The following is a 19,920-nucleotide window of genomic DNA, read 5'->3' on the forward strand; positions in this document are numbered from 1 at the left end:
TCTCAATCCGCAAAGACGACGGTGGTCGCGCCATTGGGCAGCGCACGGCCGTCGAGATGGAAGGCCACCGCGCGCGCCAGCACGCGCCGCTCAATATCTCGTCCCTTGCGAACAAGATCCTCGGGGCTGTCATGATGGCTGACGCGTTCGACATCCTGTTCGATGATCGGCCCTTCATCGAGATCGGCGGTGACATAATGGGCCGTCGCACCGATCAGCTTCACGCCGCGCATATGCGCCTGATGATAGGGTTTCGCGCCCTTGAAGCCGGGCAGGAAGCTGTGATGGATGTTGATGCAGCGGCCCGAAAGATAGGCAGCCAGATCGTCCGACAATATCTGCATGTAGCGCGCGAGCACCACCAGATCGGGCCCCGTCTCCTCGACGACCGCCTTGATCCGCGCTTCCTGCTGCGGCTTCGTATCCTTGGTGATCGGCAGATGATGGAAGGGAATATCGCCGAAATCGATGCCCGCATAGGTTTCCAGCGGATGGTTGGATATGATGCCCACCACATCCATGTTCAGCTCGCCGATGCGCCAGCGATAGAGCAGGTCCACCAGGCAATGGTGGAATTTGGATACCAGCAGCAGCACCTTCTTGCGCTCGCTGCGCGACCGGATCTGCCAATCCATGCCATGCGCCTCGGCGATCGGGCGAAATTCCTCGATGAGCGCGCCGATCGCGCCATCATCGGCCAGGTTGAACGCCATGCGCATGAAGAAATGGCCGGTCTGCTGATCGTCGAACTGGTGCGCTTCCAATATGTTGCCGCCATGCTCGAAGAGCGTGGCCGTAACCTTGGCGACGATGCCGGGGCGGTTGGGACAGGATAGGGTGATCAGAAAGATATCGCTTGCCATGATCGCTTCCGGATGAAGGTTGGAGGAATATCGGGTCAGGCGGATCGCATCGGCGTCAGGCCGTTCGCGGCGGCAGTAGCGGCGATCCAGTGCCAGAAGCTTGCGGCGTAGCTGCGGAAGATGGCGACTTCGTAGACTGCCGCCTCGCGCTGCCACAGGATCGCGCCGATATGGGACATCACGGTCACCGCCGCCGCACCGACTGGAAAAGCGCGCGGATGCATGTCGATGAAGGCCCCGCGCGACAGCAAGGTCGCCGCCCCCGCGCCGCCCAGGCGCAGCACCGCATAGCCGGAGGACTGATCGAAGACCGAGGCGAGCCCATCCAGTTCGCCAGCCGGTTGCGCCGCCCAGTCCGGTGCCGCTCCCTCCCGCAGCATCAGCCAGGCGCCCGGACCGGTGCCGACAAGGGCGACGTCTCCTGCCGTTACGAAGCGGGCCGCATCCTCGACATCGATGCCGTATAGCGCCTTCATGCGCGTCGCGAGTGCCGCGCCCTGCCCGGCCCGCGCCATCACCGTGGCGATGCCGCGTGCCGGCGGTTCGGACAGGACAAGCCGCCCGTTGCCGGAGGGAGACAGCGTTTCGAGGAAGGGCGCGAAGGCTCCTTCAGCAGGCAGGAAAAGGTCAGCCACGCAGCCTCACTCCTTCCGGATCGACGAAGACGGGCGAGCAGATTTCGACCTCGACATCGGTACCGCGTAGCAGATCGACGGCGCGGACATGCTCGCCGATGCGCTCCCGCCCGCGCCGGAGCAGCGCCAGCCCGATCCAACCGTCCATCATCGGAGAGAAAGCGACCGAGGTGACATGCCCCTCATCATGCGCGGCGATGTCGGGCACGCCCGTCGGCAGCAGATGCGCGCCGCCGGCCAGCCGCGAAACGCGGTCCACCGGCCGGATGCCGATCAGCACGGGGCGATCGGGATCGGTCAGACCAGGCCGGGCCGCCATCACCCGCCCGATATAATCCTTTTTGGTCGACATCATTCCACCGAAACCAAGATCGGCGGCGGTCGTCTGGCCGTTCAGCTCATTGCCCGCGGCATGGCCTTTCTCGATGCGCAGCACGCCGAGCGCCTCGGTGCCATAGGGCGTCGCGTCGAGCGGGCGGCCTGCCTCCATCAGCGCGCGGACCAGCGCGTCGCCATAAGCGGCGGGCACGCCCAGCTCATAGGCCAGCTCGCCCGAGAAGGAGAGGCGGAAGATGCGCATCGGCACGCCGCGCCAGCGCGTCTCGGCGGCGGCCATGAAGGGGAAGGCTTCGTTCGACAGATCGAGATCGGGCAGCAGATATTGCAGCAGGCGGCGCGACAACGGCCCCGCCACCGCATATTGCGCCCATTGCTCGGTGACGGAGACAGCCTGCACGTCCAGCTCGGGCCACAATATCTGCCGGCAATAATCGATATGCTGCATCACCCGCGCGGCATTGGCCGTGGTGGTGGTGAGGAAATAGCGATCCTCGGCCAGCCGCGTGGTCGTGCCATCGTCCATGACGATGCCGTCCTCGCGCAGCATCACGCCATAGCGCGCCCGACCGACCTTCAGCGTCGAGAAGTTGTTGATGTAGAGCCGGTCGAGCAGCACGCCCGCATCCGCGCCTGAAAGCTCGATCTTGCCCAACGTCGAAACGTCGCAGAGGCCGACGCCGCTGCGCACCGCCCGCGCCTCGCGCGACACGGTTTCCAGCCAGCCTGTCTCGCCCGGCCGCGCGAACCATTGCGCGCGTTTCCACTGGCCGGCATCGACGAAGCGCGCCCCCTGCTCTACCGCCCAGCCATGGCCGGCGGTCAATCGCACGGGACGGAAATCGGCGTCACGATGATGGCCGGCGAAAGCGCCGATCGCCACCGGCAGATAGGGCGGGCGCGACAGCACCGTACCGGCCTCGACGATCGCCTTGCCGCTATACATGGCCAGCAGCGCATGGGCATTGACCTGGCTGGTCTTGCCCTGATCGGTCGCCATGCCGAGCGTCGTGTAGCGCTTGAGATGCTCGACCGAACGGAAACCTTCGCGCACCGACAGGGCGATGTCGCTGTCGGTCACGTCATGCTGGAAATCGACAAAGGCCTTCCCGCGTCCGCCCGGCACATGCCATGGCGCCGCGACGCCTGCCTTGTCGTCGCTGGTGCGCGGCATCGGCGGTGCGTGCCCTTCATGGCCCATATCGGCGGCGGCGGCCATGCCTTCGCGCAACCCGTCGCCGATCGTCTCGGCAAGCGAGAAGCGCCCTGCCGCCGCTCCCGCCAGCGCCATGCCCGGCGGCGGAGCCTTGAGCACGAAACTGTGGATCGCCTCCGACCAGATGGGCCGGCTGCCCAGATTGCAGCCTATCCCCATCGCCGGATTCCAGCCGCCCGCCATCGCCAGCACATCCGCCGCGATACGGGTGACACGTCCGCCGGCAGCGCGCACGCCGATCGACCGCAGTATCCTGCCATGCGTGCTCGTCACCGTGCCACCGGCGAACAGCGGCACGTCCGGCAGTGCCATCGGCGCCGCGCCTTCGCGCGGATCGATCAGCGCTGCCACCTCCACGCCCGCCGCGCGCAGATCGGCGGCCACCTGCCAGCCGCTGTCGCTGGTCGTGAACAGGGCGATGCGGCGGCCCGGCACCGCGGCGAAGCGGTTGACATAGCTCTGCACGGCGGACGCCATCATCACGCCGGGCCGATCATTGCCGCCGAACAGGATCGGCCGCTCGATCGCGCCGGCCGCGAGGATGGTGCGCTTCGCCACGATCTTCCACAGCCGCTGGCGCGGCTGGCCGGGCAGCGGCTCCGCCAGATGATCCGCCACGCGCTCGATCGCGCCATAGCTGCGGTCATCATAGACGCCGAAGGCGGTCGTGCGCCGCAGGATCGTGACTTCGGGCAAGGCGGACAGCTCGTCCGCCACTTCGCGCGCCCAGAGATGGCCGGGCCGCCCGTCAATCTCATGCCGTTCGGACAATAGCCGCCCGCCCAGCTCATTCTCCTGCTCGAGAAGGAAGACGCGTGCGCCCGCCCGTCCCGCCGCCAGCGCCGCCGCGAGCCCCGCCGGCCCCGCGCCGATCACCAGCAGGTCGCAAAAGCCATGGGCCTTGTCATAATGGTCCGGGTCGGGCGCGCCGGACAGCGCCCCCAGCCCCGCTGCGCGGCGGATCAGCGGCTCATACAACTTCTCCCACAGCGCCGCCGGCCACATGAAGGTCTTGTAATAGAAACCCGCGACGAACAGCGGCGACATGAGCCCGTTCACCGCCATCAGATCGAAACCCAGGCTGGGCCAGCGATTCTGGCTCTTCGCCTCCAGCCCGTCATAGAGCTCGATCGTCGTCGCGCGGCTGTTGGGCTCGGCGCGGGCACCGGCGCGCAGGGTGACGAGCGCGTTCGGTTCCTCGGCGCCTGCGGTCAGCAGCCCACGCGGCCGGTGATATTTGAAGGAACGGCCGACGAGCCGCACATCGTTGGCGATGAGCGCGGAGGCGAGCGTATCGCCGGCAAATCCGCCATAGTCCCGACCATCGAAGCGAAAGCGAAGGGGCTGGGAACGGTCGATGAGCCCGCCCGCGGCCAGCCGGCTCATCGTGCCGCCTCCCGCGCCAGGCGCACGGCCGCGATGGCATGGCTGCGCGTGTCGCGCTCCACCACCAGCCAGTTGCGACAGCCCTGTGCATGATACCAATGCTCGGCGATCGGCCCGGCCGGATTGTCGCGCAGATAGACATAGTCCGCGAAGGCCGCTTCGCCGGCATCCGCTGCCGGTCGCACCGGGGCGGCATCGCCGCGATAGACAAATTCGTGGACGTCCCGGTCACCGCAATAGGGGCATTTTACGCGCATCGGCTCGCCCTCTCAGTGCAGATTGGGTTGGGCGCCCTGGCCCTTCTCGTCGACCATTCGCCCGGCGGCGAAGCGATCGAGGCGGAAGTCCGTGGCGACGGGGTGGGGTTCGTCGCGGGCGATGAGATGGGCGAAGCACCAGCCGGAGGCCGGCGTGGCCTTGAACCCGCCATAGCACCAGCCGGCATTGAGATAGAGGCCGGGCACAGGCGCATGATCGATGATCGGCGAACCATCCATCGACATGTCCATGATCCCGCCCCAGGAGCGCAGCAGCCGGGCGCGCCCGATCATCGGCATGATCGCCATGCCGCCCTCGCACACATCCTCCACCACCGGCAGGTTTCCGCGCTGGGCGTAACTATTGTAGCCGTCGATATCGCCGCCGAAGACGAGCCCGCCCTTGTCCGACTGGCTGACGTAGAAATGGCCTGCGCCGAAGGTGATGACGCCGGGAATCAGGGGCTTCAGCGCCTCGCTGACGAAGGCCTGCAGCACATGGCTTTCGATCGGCAGGCGGAAGCCCGCCATCGCCGCCACGCGCGAGCTGTTGCCGGCCACCGCCACCGCCACCTTGTTCGCGCGGATTGTGCCCCGGCTGGTCTCGACTCCGGCGATCCGCCCGCCGGGTCCGCGCAGGAAGCCGGTGACCTCGGCATTCTGCACTATATCCACCCCGCGCGCGGAGGCGGCGCGGGCATAGCCCCAGACGACCGCATCATGCCGCGCCGTGCCGCCGCGCGGCTGAAGCAGCCCGCCCTGTATCGGAAAGCGCGCATTGTCGAAATTCAGGAAGGGGGCGATGCGGCGGACGCCCTCGCGATCGAGCAGCTCGGCATCGACGCCATGCAGCCGCATCGCATTTCCGCGCCGCACATAAGCGTCGCGCTGCGCATCGCTATGATAGAGGTTGAGCACGCCGCGCTGGCTGACCATCGCATTATAGTTCAGATCCTGTTCCAGCCCCTCCCACAACTTCATCGACCATTCGTAGAAGGGGATGTTGCCGGGCAGGCCGTAATTGGAACGGATGATGGTGGTGTTGCGCCCGGCATTGCCGCCGCCAATCCATCCCTTCTCGATCACCGCGACATTGGTGATGCCATGGTTGCGCGCGAGATAATGGGCGGTGGCCAGCCCATGGCCGCCGCCACCGACGATCACCACATCATAGGCGTCCCTCGGCGCGGCATCGCGCCAGGCGGGCCGCCATCCGCGGTGGCCCGACAGCGCCTGCCGCGCGAGGCTGAAGATCGAATAGCGCATGTCGCCGCCAGCACCCCTTCACCAACAGTGAAAACCGTTCACACTTGGTAAAATGAACAATGCCCGATATTGAGAGCGTCATCGCGTCCAGGAACGACTATTTCATGACCGAAAGCGACATCATGCCTGGAAGCCGATCGGCCCGGCTCGGATTCCTGCTGATCGATGATTTCGCGCTGATGTCCTATGCCTCGGTAATCGAGCCGTTCCGCGCGGCCAATATGCTCTCGGGCACGACGCTTTACAGCTGGCGGCATTTTTCGGTGCATGGCGGACCCGCGCGTGCCTCCAACGGGATCGAGATCCTCGTCGAAGGCATGTTGGACCGGGCCGAGCCGCTCGACCTGCTATTCGTCTGCGCGGGCGGCAATCCCGCCGGCTTTCGCGATCGCGCCACCTTCGCCCTGCTGCGCCATGCCGCCGCGCGCGGGGTGCGCATCGGCGGCGTATCCGGCGGGCCATGGCTGCTCGCGCGCGCCGGGCTGCTCCAGGGCTTTCGCTGCACCATCCATTGGGAGCATGAGCCGGCCTTCGTCGAGGCCTTTCCCGAACTCGATGTCGAGCCCAGCCTCTATGTGATCGACCGCGACCGGCTGACCTGCGCAGGCGGCACGGCGGGGCTCGATCTCGCCATCGAGCTGATCGGCGATGCGCATGGACCCGCGCTCGCGGCGAAGGTCGGCGAATGGTATATCCGCACCCAGACGCGCGAAGGCGGGGGTGCGCAGCGCGCGCCGGTCGCGCGGCGCTATCGCATCGCCCATCGGGGCCTGGCCGCGGCACTGGCGGCGATGGAGGCCAATCTGGCCGAACCGCTGCCGCGCGAGGCGCTGGCGGCGGCGGCGGGGGTGACGGTGCGCCAGCTCGAGCGGCTGTTCGCCGCCCATGTCGGACGCACGATCGGCCGCGAATATCTCGGCCTGCGGCTCGATGCGGCGATGCGGCTGCTGCGCGAGACGGAGCTTGGCCGAGTGGAGATCGCTATCGCCTGCGGCTTTGCCGACAGCAGCCATTTTTCCCGCGCCTTCCGCGCACGCTTCGGCATGACGCCGTCGCATGCGCGGCATGGCACGATGCCCGCCCGCAGGCGGGCATGAGCGGTCAGCGCTTGCCGACCAAGGGCACGGGCGCAGCCGGCGGCTGCGCCGGACCACCCGGATAGAAGCTGCTGGCAGGCATGCTCTTCAGGAATTGATAGGCGCGCATGCCCGGCGGCAGGCGGCCTTCGCCGGACGCCAGCGCCTTGCGCAGCGCCGCCGATGCCGCTGCCGGCGCATTACCGAAATTGCGCGAGGCATCCTGCGCCTTGCGCACTTCCATCCAGTTGCTGGCGGTGATGATGTCCTGCGCCAGCAAATGGGTGGCGACATCCACCGCCTCGCGGGCACGCACCACCTTCAGCCGCGTCTCGGCCTGCAGATCCTCCACCGTCGAAACGATGGCCTGCCCCTGCGGCGTCACCGGCGTGATGAGGCCCGCCAGCTCGATCCACAGATCGGACGGCAGATAGCCGCCGCCGAAAGCCATCTCCCGCGCCTGTTCGGGCGGGAGCACGTCGGACGGCTTGACCACGGTGAAGAAGGGATTGCCGAAACGATCGATCCGCTGCGCCACCGCCACGCCGAGATTGGCAAGCGCGATGGTGAAGGCCTCGATCTGGTTGGCCATGGGATAGGGATCCCAATTGGCGTTGGAGAAGATATAGCCGGACTTGCCGTTGCTCAGCTTTCCGCCCTTCACATAGAAACGCATCATCTGCGGCGTGGAGAGCTCCCATGAATCCGTGGGCTTCAGGCCGGGCCGGACCGCGGGATTATGATCCGACGAGTTCATCGCGATCATCAGCGTATCGCGCAGCTCCGCCCAGGACTGCCAGGCCGATCCGGCACGCTGGGTGGAGGCGCGCAGGCTTTCCGGATCCTGGATGATCCGCTTGGGATCGCCATCGAACAAATAGCTGCCGCGGATCATGTCCATCACCCGCGCCGCATCCCAATTCAGCCAGGGATAGGGCCGGTTGGACTGGACCGGCATCGAGATGGGCGTCACGCTGGAATTCATGCCGAGCAGCGCCATGGCGGTCGAAAGGTCGGTCCATTCCAGCAGCTGGCGCGCATCCTCCACGAGCAAGGCGGCATGGGCGACGGCATAGGCGTTGGTGCTGATCAGCGCCGCATCATCCGCGCCGAACGGCTCGAACGGCTTCAGCCCCGCTTCCTTCAGCGCCTGCGCCGCCGGCATGCGCACGCCGCGATAATAGACCTCGCCCTCGCCCACCATCGCTGAGCCGACCTGGCCGAGAATGGCGAGATCGCCCTCGCCCAGCGTGCCGCGGCTCTGCACCACGGGCGTGATGCGGTTGTTGAGCAGATCGATCAGCGCCTGGGTGAGGCCGGGGCTCGCCGCCTCATAGGACATGGTGTTGACGCGGATCGCCATCATCGCGCGCACCAGATCCTCATGCGCCACTTCGGGTCCATAGCCACCGCGCCAGCCGAAGGACGCGCGCTGCCGCGCGCGCAGCTTGGCGGCATTTTCGGGCGCGGTCGGATCGCCCGAAAAGATCACCGTCTCGCGCTGCGAGCCGGCGCCGCGGTTGAACCAATAGATGCTCACGCCTTCCGCCGAGCCTTGCAGCAGCAAGCCATAAGCATCGGCCGAACGCTGCCGCGCCTCGGGCGACAAGGCCACCTTCGCGCCGTGCCGTGCGACGCGAATGAGCTGATCGATCGTCAGGTCATGCCCCGTCATCGTCACCGTCTCGTCGGCGCGATCGTAGCGGATCGGCGTGTAGGCCGACGGGCCGGAGATGGCGACCTCCGCCAATGCCGGAGAAGAAGAACCAATTCCAAGAACGATCGACGCCAACAGGAATTTACGGAATACTTTCCTCATCTTCACCCCCGGTTCTGAATGGATTTCGCCGTGACTTGGACAGATTGAATTGAAATTCAGGATCAAACCAAGACATGCAGGTCCGCCGGATCACGTCGCCCGACGCCTGTAAGCGACCTTATTTTCTTGCGGTCGAGCCTGTTGGGTCGATTAACGGGGCCTCTATCGCCATCCGGCGCGTGCATTTCACAAAGGCATAGTAGCGCAACAGCCGAGGCCCATGTCGCCCGCTTCATCCTGCCCCCCAATTTGTTCGATGCGACTGCATATCCGCCGCCAACCGCATCAGAGAACAGCACTCATTTTCTCTTTAGTCAAGAAAGTTTCCTGAATTAATCATGCTGGCGAGCTCGATGGGTCCCGGAAGCCTCTTGGCCGGGCTCAACCGCTTGATTTCAGGAGAATCGGAACGAAATTGCGGCTTGCTTGCCGGTCGCGAAATCGGACGACCTCGCCCTCACGCTGCCCGCGGCCATAGACCTGACGTACCTGCTCGGTCGAACATTGCGTGCAATTGTTTACGGGTTGTATGTTGTCGATAGACGAACGAGCAGGACAGGATTTGGCCGAAGATCAAGACAAGCCACGAGATCCCTCGCGGCCGCCGACCATGGCGGACATCGCCAAGCTCGCCGGAGTTACCGCGATTACCGTATCTCGTGCCTTGAAAGACAATACTGTTGTCGCGCTGGAAACCCGCGAGCGAATTCGTCGTATCGCTGCTGAACAGGGTTATCGCCTCAATGTCGATGCGCGCCGCCTGCGTTTAAAGCGCAGTCACACGATCGCCGTGATTGTCGACATGCGGGCAACAAGCGAGCGGCCGATGTCCGGCCCCTATCCTCTTGGCCTGATCGGCGGAATATTGCAGCGCCTGTCGGAGCGGCGCTACAGCATGCTGCTGACGACGCTGAAGACGTTGGATCGCGACGGGATCGGCCATGCCGACGGCGCGATCCTGCTGGGTCAGGGCGCGAACGATGCGGCGGTACAACTGCTCGAACAATATTCTGTGCCATTCGTGGTGTGGGGCGCGGGACATGGCGGGCGCAACCATGTGTTCGTGGGCAGCGACAATATCGAAGCCGGAAAGACCGTAGCTGCTCGCTTTTACAGGCAGGGCCGTACCGCTCCGCTTTTCCTGGGCGATCCCGATTACCCGGAAATCAGCGATCGCTTCGACGGCTTCGCCAGCGCCTTCGACGGCAGGGAAGTGCGGCTGGTGCGCTGCGCGTTCGATTTCGCCGAGGCTCGCCGCAAGATAGGCCGGCTCCTCGATGCGGGTGAGCAGGTCGACGCGATCCTCGCGGCGAACGATCTCATGGCAGCGGGAGCGCTGCGCGCCGCCACCGATCGCGGCCTCAATGTACCAGAGCAACTCTCGATCGTCGGCTTCGATGATTCGCCGGTGGCTCTGACGACCGAACCGCCGCTCACTTCGGTCGCTCAGAATTGGAGCGAGGGCGGGCTGATCCTAGCCGATCGCATCCTCGCGGTCGTCGCCGGCAAACGCACGACCAGCCATTCGCTTCCGACTGCGCTCGTCGAACGTCAAACCTGAAAATTCCGTAGCTTACGAGGACCCCGATCGAAATCCTGATCGGGCCGGCTCTCCCTTCTCATGCCCATTTGGATTTATGTTATCGATGTCTTGACATGGATAACATCTGGTCTGAGAATATGCACAAGTCACCGGATCAATAATGGTGACAAGACGGGGAGGGGGGCATGACGCTGTTTCGGCGTACCAGTCGCATGCACGACTGGACGATCAGGCGCACTGGTGCGTGCAACGCGCTATTAGCTACACAATTTGCTTTGTCCAATGGCGCGCTTGGTGTCCGCGGCAATGTCGAGGAACGCCCGGACGGCACCGCCATTTGCTTCATGGCGCGTGTCTTCGATCTCGCCCCCATTTCTTATCATGAAGGATTTACCGGTTTCGCGAGCGCCAGCGAAACGCGCGTGCCGGTGCCGGACGGCACGCCAGTGCGCATCACGGTCGGCGATGTCGATCTCGCTCACCTCTCCCCGCTTAGCGAAGAGTGGCAGCTCGATCTCGGCGGCGGAACGGTATCGCGGACGAGCATCTATGAACTGCCTGACGGTCGTACTGTCGAAGTCGCCGCGCAACGCTTCATCACGGCTCGCGACGAGGCGCGCCTCTCGATCGCCCTTAAGCTGTCGATCAGCGCGGGCGAAGCTCCCATCAGCCTGCGCAGTTATATCGATACCGATGTCGAGACGGTGAGCGTCGACGATGATCCGCGCATCGGCACATCAGGCGGCGTGCGGATGCGGACGCTCCACCGGAGCGCCAATCACGTCCGCGCCAAGACTGCGCGGCTCGGCCTCGTCGTCGATGTGCGCCAGACGCACGACTTTGCCGAGGACATACTGACCGCCCATCCGGATGGTGTCAGCCTGAGCCTTCACGGCCAGATCTCCGCCGCGATGCCGATCGAGTTGAAGAAGACGGTCGAATGGATGATTCACGAGACCGACGCTCCGCCACATGGGAACGAGCCGGTTCCGCCTTCCCTTGGCGATTTCGTGGCGGACCAGCTGATCCATGAAGCAGCGATGACGGCGCTGTGGGACAGCGCCGAGGTCGCACTGCCCGGCAATCCCCGGCTGGAAGCAGCGCTGCGCTTCAACCTGTTCCATCTGATGCAGAACGCTCCACGCGATGGCTTGTCCGGCTATGCGGCGAAGGGCCTGACCGGCGAGGGTTATGAAGGCCATGTCTTCTGGGATGCGGAGACCTTCCTGATCCCTGTGCTGGCGCTCGTGGCGCCGCATCTCGCCCGCAATCATCTCGCCTGGCGCATCGCGACGCTCCCGGCTGCGCGCCATCATGCCCGCGAGCTCAATCACCCGGCCGGCGCGCTTTTCGCATGGCGGACGATCGCCGGGCGGGAGGGCTCGGCCTATTTCCCCTCGGGATCGGCCCAATATCATATCAACGGCGCGGTCGCCTTCGCGCTGGAATATTATGAGCACTCGACCGGCGATCGTTCGCTACGCGAGGCTGGCGCCGCCGAAACGGTGTTCGAAACCGCCCGGATCTGGATCGCGGCGGGCCGCTATGATCGTAACGGCATCTTCTCGATCGCGGCGGTGACGGGACCGGACGAATATAGCGCGCTGGTCGACAATGATTATTACACCGATCGCATGGCGGCGCGGCATCTACGCTATGCCGCGCGTCTATTCGCGGAGATGGGTGCGGAGGCGCCGGAATTTCTTGCCGCGCTCGCCGAGCGGATCGGCCTCGATGCCGACGAGATATCCGGATGGCGCCACGCCGCCGATGCCTTTGCCACGCATGACGATACCGCCGTCACTCCGCAGGACGCGACCTTCCTCGCCAAGCCCGAATGGAATTTCCTGGCCGAACCGATCGGCCATAAGCCGCTCCTTCTCTCCTATCATCCGCTGACGCTCTATCGGCATCAGGTGCTCAAGCAGGCGGCGGTGGTGCTTGCGCATGTTCTCGATGGCACGGACGTCCCGCTCGCCCGCAAGGCACGTGACTATGCCTATTACGAGCCACGCACGGTGCATGATTCGACGCTGTCGCCGTCGACGCACGCCATCCTCGCAGCCGAGATCGGGCTGCTCGACGATGCCCTGCTCCATTTTGAGGAGACGGCGCGTGTCGATCTGGACAATCTGCATGGCAACACCACCCATGGCGCGCATATGGCGGCCATGGCCGGATCGTGGCTCGCTCTGGTCTGGGGCTTTGCCGGCTTCCGGCCCGGCACCGATGAACGGCCAGCCCGCTTCGCGCCCGTCCTGCCGTCGGGTTGGGAGGGCTATAGCTTCACGATGCTATGGCGCGGCGTGCGGATCGAGGTGTCGGTGAGCGGCGACAGCTGCACCTTCACCGTGCCCGAAGGAGCCTCGCTGCCGTTGCTGATCGACGGGGATCTCGTGACGGTAACGGGCGATGCTTCGCTCGTCCGTCCGATCGCGCCACGCCCGCCAGTGCTGCCCGCATCCGAGCCGGGCCATTTCCGCGCGGCGATCTTCGATCTGGATGGCGTGCTGACCGACAGCGCCGAGGAGCATTTCCTTGCCTGGCAGCGGCTCGCAGCCGAACTCGGCATCTCGATCGACCGCGCCTTCAACGAGCGGCTGAAGGGAGTCGACCGGATGGGATCGCTCGATCTCATCCTTCGCCATGGCGGGCTCGATCCCGATCTGGCCGAGCGGCAGCGGCTGGCGGCACGCAAGAACGGCTATTATCGCGAGGCGATCGAGGCCTATGGGCCGCATCGCCTATTGCCGGGCGCTCGGCGCGCGCTGGTGGCGGCTCGCCAGCTCGGGCTGAAGGTCGGGCTCGCCTCGTCCAGCCGTAATGCCCGCTTCCTCATCGAACGGCTCGGAATCGCCAGCCTGTTCGATGCGGTGGTTGACGGCAGCGATGTCGCACGAGGCAAGCCCGCGCCGGACATCTTCCTCGCCGCGGCGAAAGCGCTCGGCGTGGAGCCCGACGAAGCGGTCGGCATCGAGGATGCCGCAGCCGGCATCGCGGCGATCCGGGCGGCAGGAATGCGTGCTATCGGCATAGGTGATCCCACCGACCTGCCCGATGCCGATATCATTATCTCGACTATCGCTCGTCTTCGATTGGAGCGATATCTTCCGGCATAGTCTATGCAATAAGACTGAATTGATAACAAAATCAAACCGGTAAACCGGAATTACATATGGAGAGGAATAATATATGAATAATTACAGCCTGTTGCTGAAGGCTGCGACGCTTGCCGCGATCTCGTCGTCCGCGCTCGCCTGGTCGGGCTGCGCGCTCGCCCAAGCGGCAGCGCCCGCTCCGGCCGCAACCGCCGGGACACCGGCCGAAGCGGAAGACGAGATCATCGTCACCGGCGTTGCCCGCAAGGATGGCCTGCGCAAGCTGGATGCCAGCTTCTCGATCAGCACTGCGTCCGAAGAGATGATCCGCGAAACGCAGCCGACCAGCACCGCCGATCTGCTGAAGATCGTGCCCGGCGTGTGGGTGGAATCGTCAAGCGGCACGGCGGGCGCGAACGTGTTCATCCGTGGTTTCCCATCGGGAGGCGATGCGCCCTATCTCACCATCCAGATGAACGGCTCGCCGATCTTCCCGCCGCCCACCTTGTCCTTCCTCGAGAACAGCTCGCTGTTCCGCCTCGATGACACGGTGGAGCGCGTCGAGGTGCTGCGGGGCGGACCGAGCCCGATCTTTTCCAACGGACAGCCGGGCGCCACCACCAATTTCATCCTGAAGAAGGGGACGAGCACGCCCCAGGGCAGCATCCGTGCGACGTTGGGCAGCGAAGGTCTCTATCGCGGTGATTTCGTCGTCTCCGGGCCAGTCGCCGAGAACACGACCTTCATGATCGGTGGCTTCTATCGCACCAGCGACGGCCTGCGCGACACACAGTTTCCCGCCGATCGCGGCGGGCAGGTTACCGGTAGCCTGACGCAGAAGTTCGATAATGGCGAAGTGACGGTCTATGCGCGCCGCCTCGACGACAAGAATGCCTTCTACACAGGCATCCCGCTCATTTCGAACAACGGCAAGATTTCGGCCTATCCCGGCTTCGACCCGGGCAATGACACGCTGATCGGCAACGAGATCCGCCGCGTTTCGATCGAGGTCGCGCCGGGCGCCACGCCCGTTACCAAGGCGCTCGATCTCGGCGAGGGCCGCGGCGCCAAGATCACGACGCTCGGCGCCACTTTCGATTTCGAGTTCGATGCCTTCCAATTGTCGAACAAGATGAATTATCTGAAAGGCGACGCCAACACGCGCGGTCTCTTCACCGGCGGCAATCCGACCTCGCTGACGAGCTATATCGCGAGCCAGGTGACCGCGGCGAACCGCAATGCCGCCGTGCTCGCTGCAGCAGGCCGCCCGGCTACCGGCGGCAGCGCGACCTTCGTCAACGGCAGCGGCACCGTGGCCGGCAGCCAGGCGGTGCTGGAGGCCGGCATCTGGTCGGTCGACAAGCAGCTCGAAAGCTTCACCGATGAGCTTCGCCTGTCGCGCGAGATTTTCTCCGGTAACAATCTCACGATCGGCGGCTACTTTGCCGATTATTCGTCGAGAGACCTCTGGTATCTCGGCAACAACGTCCTGCTGACCGTCGAACCCAATGCCCGGCTCGTGAATGTCGGCCTGAACAATGGCGTGGCCGTCAGCCGCAGCGGCTTCGTCGGCAGCCCCTTCTTCGACGTCAACGCCAGCTATAATGGCCGCAATACGGCGCTGTTCCTGTCGGATGAATGGAAGGTGACACCGACATTGCGTGTCGATGCAGGCGCTCGCTGGGAACGTCAGAAGGTCGATGCGACGCTGGAGAACAACACGACCGGCGTCGATCTCGATGGCAACCCGCTTACCCTCTACAATAACAGCGCCGCGATCCTGAACGGCACCTACCGCACGATTGAATATGCGAAGAGCAAGATTTCGTGGACAGCAGGTGCCACTTATTCGATCACGGACAGGTTGAATGTCTTTGCGCGCGCCAATAGCGGCTTCGCCTTTCCCCAGTTCGACAATCTGCGCGATGGCCAGTTCAATGTGCAGACCGTCAAGCAATATGAGCTGGGGGTGAAGACATCGACGCGGTTCTATGACCTTTTCCTCACCGGTTTTTATAACCGCTTCAAGGGCCTTCCCTTCCAGCAGTTCGTCCAGAATCCGGACGGCACCCAGACGAACCTGACCCGCATCGGCGGATCGCGTGCCTATGGCCTCGAATTCGAAGGCGCGATCCGGCCCATCACGGGGTTCGAACTCGCCACCCGTGGCGTGGTGCAGGATGGCAAGTTCAAGGATTTCGGCGAAAACAGCGGCAATCGCGTGTCACGCCAACCGAAATTCCTGATCGCACTGCTGCCCAGCTATGAATTCTCGACGGGCTTGGGCGAGGCGCGTCTGTTCGGTACCTTTACCCATGTCGGCAAGCGTTTTTCCGATGTGGAAAATCAGCAGGCCCTTGGCTCCTACGAAACCGTCGACGTCGGCGCGTCGCTCGATATCGATGATCATCTATCGTTCCAGGCAACGGTGGAGAATGTGTTCGACAAGCTTGCGCTGACCGAGGGCAATGCACGCATCATCGGTGGCGCGGCGTCCGGGGGCACATTTCTTGGCCGCCCGATCTTCGGGCGCCATGCCACGCTGACCGCCGCCTACAAATTCTGAGGCCAATCGCCCGGCCGGAAGCCATGTCTTCCGGCCGGCCTAATCAGGCGAGAAGCGCTATGGCTCTCTTCGACGATCGGCGACGTGCGATCGCTGCCCTCATCCTCACCTACATTGTGTTCGCGATCCTGATGAACAGCGTCGGGATCGTCATCCTCCAGGCGCTTCGGGAATTTCTGGTCGCCAAGACCCGCGCGGCCAGCCTCGAAGCGTTCAAGGATCTGTCGGTGGTAGCGGCCTCCGCGCTGCTCGCCACCCAGCTTCCTCGCTTCGGCTATCGGCGCGCGATGATCGGGGTCCAGATCCTTATCGCGGCCGCCTGCCTTGTCATGCGGCTGGCCGATGCCTTTTGGGCTACCCAATTGCTATTCGCGGTGACGGGCTTCTCCTTCGGCATCGTCAAGGTGGCGGTCTATGCCTCGATCGGGCTGCTCGCGCCGGAACCACAGCGCCATGCGAGCCTCACCACCCTGGTGGAGGGTCTGTTCATGCTGGGCCTGCTCGGCGGCTTCGCACTGTTCAGCCACTTCATCGGCGTCGCCACGCATCCAGGCGAGTGGCTGAACGTCTACTGGATCATGGCCGCCCTTGCGCTCGCGGCCGCAGCGCTATGGATGCTAACCCCGCTCGACGAGAGCCCTGCCACACAGGGGGACGGAACCAAGAACCCCGGTTTCTGGGCGATGCTTCAGCTTGCGCTCCTTCCCGCTTCGATCGCCTTCCTTGTCGGCACCTTCTGCTATGTGCTGATCGAACAGAGCATCAGCACCTGGCTGCCGACCTTCAACAATGAGGTGCTTCAGCTGCCTCCGGCGATGAGCGTGAAGCTTTCGGGGCTGTTCGCCGGCTCCATCGCGCTCGGCCGGCTGGGCGCGAGCGCGCTGCTACGGCGGCTGCCGTGGATCGTCGTCCTGCTTTCCGCGCTGGCGGGAATGGCGCTGCTCGTCATGCTCGTCCTGCCGCTGACGGCGGGGGTGATCGTCCCGGCGCAAGCCACCTGGCTCGATGCCCCGGCCGCCGCTTATCTCCTCCCGCTGATCGGGGTGCTGATGGCACCGATCTATCCCACGCTCAACTCGGTGATCCTGACCGCGCTGCCGCGCACCAGCCATGCGGCGATGATCGGCATGATCGTGATCTTCTCCGCGCTCGGCGGCACGTTCGGCTCGTTGATCACCGGCTTCGTCTTCGCCCATTTTTCCGGGCAGTTCGCCTTTTACCTCACGCTCGGGCCGATGATGGCGATCGCGGGCTGCGCGCTCGCCTTGCATCGCACGATCGACGATCATGGCGGCCGTGTCGCGGCGCTCCACAAGCTGGCGGCGTGACGGCAAGCGGCGCCCGAAGGAGAGAGACATGATCCGCCCGCTTTTTCTCCGGACCCTGATGGGTACGGCGATCGCCCTCGTCGCGCTCGCCGCCGCCCCCGCGATCGCGGATCGATCTCCTACTACGGCGCCGCCGCTCGCCTTCCGCATCGACGAAGGCCGCAACATCAACGCCTTCGTGCGGGAAGGGCCAGTCGCGGCGCATCTGCTGCTCCGCTCGGGCGGGGACCCGCGCATCCTGGTGGCGTTTCCGGCGGGAAATAGCGGCGTCGGCCTGTGGTTCGAACATTTGGGGCGGCCTGTCGCCTGGACGCTGACGACCCCACCCCGGCCCGTCACGGCGATCGATGGACACGGTCGGCCGCTGCGCGGGATCGAAGCCGAAGCCGTGATCGACGCGACCAGGCTGGACGTACGACAGGCGGTCCTTTCCTCCATCCGCGTGCTGAGGGACTATCAATCGCTGGGCAAGGCGCCGGCCGAAATCCTGACCCCGCCGATCGTGAGCGGCAACCGCCTGAGCTGGAGCCGCGATCGGCTCGACGGAGCTGCGGGCTATCGGCTTGTGGTCGAGGCCGTTGGCGGCACCGTCGCCCCCAGCCGGATCATGAGCGCGAACGGCCCTATCCGGCTCAAGATCACCGCGCTGACCGGCGAGACACCATTGAGCCCGCTCGGCGGACTGGGCCTGCTCACGGACGGAGCCACCGACGACCGGCGCGCGCGCGACGCCCTCGCCTTTCTCAGCTACCGCGAGAAATATCTCGCCGGCTCCTGGCGTTTCGACACCTATTTCGGACGCGACACGCTGATGTCGGTGCGGCTGCTGATGCCTGTACTCCAGCCCGAGGCAGTCGAGGCAGGTGTCGGCGCCGTGCTGGCACGGCTCTCGCCCGGCGGCGAGGTGGCGCATGAGGAGGATATCGGCGAATATGCGGTTCTGCGGCACCTGAAACAGAGCGGCGCGCCGGGCGACACGCCGATCCACGACTATGCGATGATCGATGATGATTTCATGCTCGCGCCGGTCGCCGCCGCCTGGCTGCTGGACGAGCCGAGGTCGCGAGGCCGCGCGCCCGCCTTCCTCGCCGCCCGCATGACCGGCGGCGAAGCTAATGGCGACGCGCTCGTCCGCAACCTGCTGTGGGTGATGGACCGGACGGCGGCCTTCGCCTCCTCGCCCACTGCCGCCAATCTGGTCGGGCTGAAGCAAGGCCATATGGCCGGGCAGTGGCGTGACAGCGGCGAGGGGCTCGGCCGTGGCCGCTATCCTTATGACGTGAACGCGATCTTTGTGCCCGCTGCCTTGCGCGCGATCGACGGCCTCGTCCGGAGTGGGCAGCTCGACGCCTATCTGTCGCCCGAGCGGCGCAAACGGCTCGCCGGCGCATCGGAGCGAGCCGAACTGTGGGAACGGCGGGCGGCCGCGCTCTTCGCGCTCACCATATCGGCCGAGCGAGCGGCCGAGCAGCTGGATGCCTACTCGGCCGAGATAGGCGTGCCGTCCGGGCCCGCGCTCGCTGCTCTTTCGGGCAAGCCGATCACATTCAACGCGCTCGCCCTGGATGCCGAAGGCCGGCCCGTTCCCGTGCTCCATTCGGACGAGGGTTTCGGCCTGCTGTTCGGAAATCCCGCGCCCATGGAGGTCGCACGGACGGTCGCCGCAATGATGCGTCCCTTCCCGGCCGGGTTGATGACGGATGCGGGGCTGCTGGTGGCCAATCCGGCTTTCGCCGACCCGGCAACACGCAAGCGTCTGGGCAACTCCGCCTACCATGGTACCGTCATCTGGTCATGGCAGCAGGCGATGCTCGCTGCGGGGCTCGATCGGCAATTGGCACGTCACGATCTTCCCGCCGAGGTGCGCACGATCCTGACCAGCGCCCGGACCCACCTTTGGAGGGTGATCGAAAATGCGAACGCGGTACGCACTTCCGAACTCTGGTCATGGTCCTATGCGAACGGCGGTTATCGGGTAGAACCGTTCGGCCAGCGCGGAACGGATGAGGATGAATCAAATGCCGCCCAGCTCTGGAGCACCATTTTCCTCGCGCTGAGGCCGCCTGGGATGCACGCGCGATAATAGATCTTTCTCCTGCGCGTTCTCGTGGCAACGACTGCAGCATCTGCGAAGGGAGAAATTTGAACATCGGCGATCTGATTTGATGAGAAGCCGCAGATCCAGGCGATCGAGCGAACAACGCCTGTGTTGCCGATGCGCCCTGGCCAGGTCGCACGGGTCGCCAGCCACTATAAGCAGCATGGCACCACCGACCTGATCGCCGCGCTCGGCGTCAAGACCGGCACGGTGATCGCTCCTGCAAGAGACAATAGCGGGCAATCGCGCTGACGCCGGCTGGGGCGCAGTATGGCGGGTGCTTCCTCGAGATCGGCGCTCCGCGCCCGCACTAGGCGGCGCCACGCCGCTGCCGCCCCTGGATTGCCGCGCACTGAGATGCGCCTGCCCGCTGCTGATGGCCAACGTCACGCTCGCCGGCTGCACCGTCGGCCCAATCACGCATCTGTTGGAC

Annotated in this window: 12 protein-coding genes and 1 pseudogene; 7 read left to right on the forward strand and 6 right to left on the reverse strand. The window is 65.0% G+C overall.

From position 1 onward, the window contains the following. Positions 1-2: 2 nt before the first annotated feature. The 5 genes from purU to CLG96_RS00800 are packed head-to-tail and all read right to left on the reverse strand — an operon-like array spanning position 3 to position 5,959. Positions 3-863: a formyltetrahydrofolate deformylase gene (gene purU, locus CLG96_RS00780; protein WP_107965964.1), complete on the reverse strand. Its 861-nt coding sequence runs from the start codon at positions 861-863 to the stop codon at positions 3-5. Positions 864-898: 35 nt separating this feature from the next. After that, on the reverse strand, positions 899-1,498 hold the full coding sequence (locus tag CLG96_RS00785; protein ID WP_107965965.1) for a sarcosine oxidase subunit gamma: 600 nt from the start codon (positions 1,496-1,498) through the stop codon (positions 899-901). Continuing rightward, the gene (locus CLG96_RS00790; protein ID WP_107965966.1) at positions 1,491-4,436 is read right to left on the reverse strand and encodes a sarcosine oxidase subunit alpha family protein; all 2,946 of its coding nucleotides are present in this window, start codon (positions 4,434-4,436) and stop codon (positions 1,491-1,493) included. Before CLG96_RS00790 ends, CLG96_RS00785 begins: the two co-directional genes overlap by 8 nt. After that, a complete protein-coding gene (locus CLG96_RS00795; RefSeq protein ID WP_107965967.1) occupies positions 4,433-4,693 on the reverse strand; it encodes a sarcosine oxidase subunit delta in 261 nt (86 codons plus the stop codon). The genes CLG96_RS00790 and CLG96_RS00795 overlap by 4 nt, the downstream gene beginning before the upstream one ends. A gap of 12 nt (positions 4,694-4,705) precedes the next feature. Continuing rightward, on the reverse strand, positions 4,706-5,959 hold the full coding sequence (locus CLG96_RS00800; RefSeq protein ID WP_107965968.1) for a sarcosine oxidase subunit beta family protein: 1,254 nt from the start codon (positions 5,957-5,959) through the stop codon (positions 4,706-4,708). A gap of 59 nt (positions 5,960-6,018) precedes the next feature. Here CLG96_RS00800 and CLG96_RS00805 point away from each other — a divergent pair, with 59 nt between their 5' ends. Next, entirely contained in the window at positions 6,019-7,056 is a 1,038-nt protein-coding gene (locus CLG96_RS00805; RefSeq protein ID WP_243395550.1) for a GlxA family transcriptional regulator, read from the forward strand. 4 nt (positions 7,057-7,060) lie between these two features. Here the strand turns inward: CLG96_RS00805 and CLG96_RS00810 are convergent, their stop codons facing one another. Continuing rightward, a complete protein-coding gene (locus CLG96_RS00810; protein WP_107965969.1) occupies positions 7,061-8,854 on the reverse strand; it encodes an aromatic amino acid ammonia-lyase in 1,794 nt (597 codons plus the stop codon). A gap of 529 nt (positions 8,855-9,383) precedes the next feature. Here CLG96_RS00810 and CLG96_RS00815 point away from each other — a divergent pair. From CLG96_RS00815 to CLG96_RS18555, 6 genes and pseudogenes are all read left to right on the forward strand, one after another. Beyond that, positions 9,384-10,415, forward strand: a complete 1,032-nt coding sequence (locus CLG96_RS00815) for a LacI family DNA-binding transcriptional regulator (protein WP_107965970.1) — start codon at positions 9,384-9,386, stop codon at positions 10,413-10,415. Between the two features lie 167 nt (positions 10,416-10,582). Next, entirely contained in the window at positions 10,583-13,516 is a 2,934-nt protein-coding gene (pgmB, locus tag CLG96_RS00820; protein ID WP_107965971.1) for a beta-phosphoglucomutase, read from the forward strand. A gap of 73 nt (positions 13,517-13,589) precedes the next feature. Beyond that, positions 13,590-16,061, forward strand: a complete 2,472-nt coding sequence (locus CLG96_RS00825) for a TonB-dependent receptor (protein WP_107965972.1) — start codon at positions 13,590-13,592, stop codon at positions 16,059-16,061. A 59-nt stretch (positions 16,062-16,120) separates the two neighbouring features. Beyond that, complete coding sequence (locus CLG96_RS00830) at positions 16,121-17,389, forward strand: MFS transporter (RefSeq protein WP_107965973.1); 1,269 nt, start codon at positions 16,121-16,123, stop codon at positions 17,387-17,389. Between the two features lie 28 nt (positions 17,390-17,417). Then, on the forward strand, positions 17,418-19,472 hold the full coding sequence (locus CLG96_RS00835) for a hypothetical protein (RefSeq protein WP_107966756.1): 2,055 nt from the start codon (positions 17,418-17,420) through the stop codon (positions 19,470-19,472). An 81-nt stretch (positions 19,473-19,553) separates the two neighbouring features. Beyond that, positions 19,554-19,703: pseudogene (locus CLG96_RS18555) on the forward strand (IS630 family transposase); the annotation flags it as partial. Positions 19,704-19,920: the final 217 nt, after the last annotated feature.

Origin of the sequence: Sphingomonas oleivorans, from assembly GCF_003050615.1 — a bacterium.
In the GTDB taxonomy this organism is placed as follows: domain Bacteria; phylum Pseudomonadota; class Alphaproteobacteria; order Sphingomonadales; family Sphingomonadaceae; genus Sphingomonas_H; species Sphingomonas_H oleivorans.

Bases quoted from the DNA above. Each gene is read 5' to 3' on its own strand.
- purU (WP_107965964.1), bottom strand. From the start codon at position 863: ATGGCAAGCGATATCTTTCTGATCACCCTATCCTGTCCCAACCGCCCC.
- CLG96_RS00790 (WP_107965966.1), bottom strand. From the start codon at position 4,436: ATGAGCCGGCTGGCCGCGGGCGGGCTCATCGACCGTTCCCAGCCCCTT.
- CLG96_RS00795 (WP_107965967.1), bottom strand. From the start codon at position 4,693: ATGCGCGTAAAATGCCCCTATTGCGGTGACCGGGACGTCCACGAATTT.
- CLG96_RS00800 (WP_107965968.1), bottom strand. From the start codon at position 5,959: ATGCGCTATTCGATCTTCAGCCTCGCGCGGCAGGCGCTGTCGGGCCAC.
- CLG96_RS00805 (WP_243395550.1), top strand. From the start codon at position 6,019: ATGCCCGATATTGAGAGCGTCATCGCGTCCAGGAACGACTATTTCATG.
- CLG96_RS00810 (WP_107965969.1), bottom strand. From the start codon at position 8,854: ATGAGGAAAGTATTCCGTAAATTCCTGTTGGCGTCGATCGTTCTTGGA.
- CLG96_RS00815 (WP_107965970.1), top strand. From the start codon at position 9,384: ATGTTGTCGATAGACGAACGAGCAGGACAGGATTTGGCCGAAGATCAA.
- pgmB (WP_107965971.1), top strand. From the start codon at position 10,583: ATGACGCTGTTTCGGCGTACCAGTCGCATGCACGACTGGACGATCAGG.
- CLG96_RS00825 (WP_107965972.1), top strand. From the start codon at position 13,590: ATGAATAATTACAGCCTGTTGCTGAAGGCTGCGACGCTTGCCGCGATC.
- CLG96_RS00830 (WP_107965973.1), top strand. From the start codon at position 16,121: ATGGCTCTCTTCGACGATCGGCGACGTGCGATCGCTGCCCTCATCCTC.
- CLG96_RS00835 (WP_107966756.1), top strand. From the start codon at position 17,418: ATGATCCGCCCGCTTTTTCTCCGGACCCTGATGGGTACGGCGATCGCC.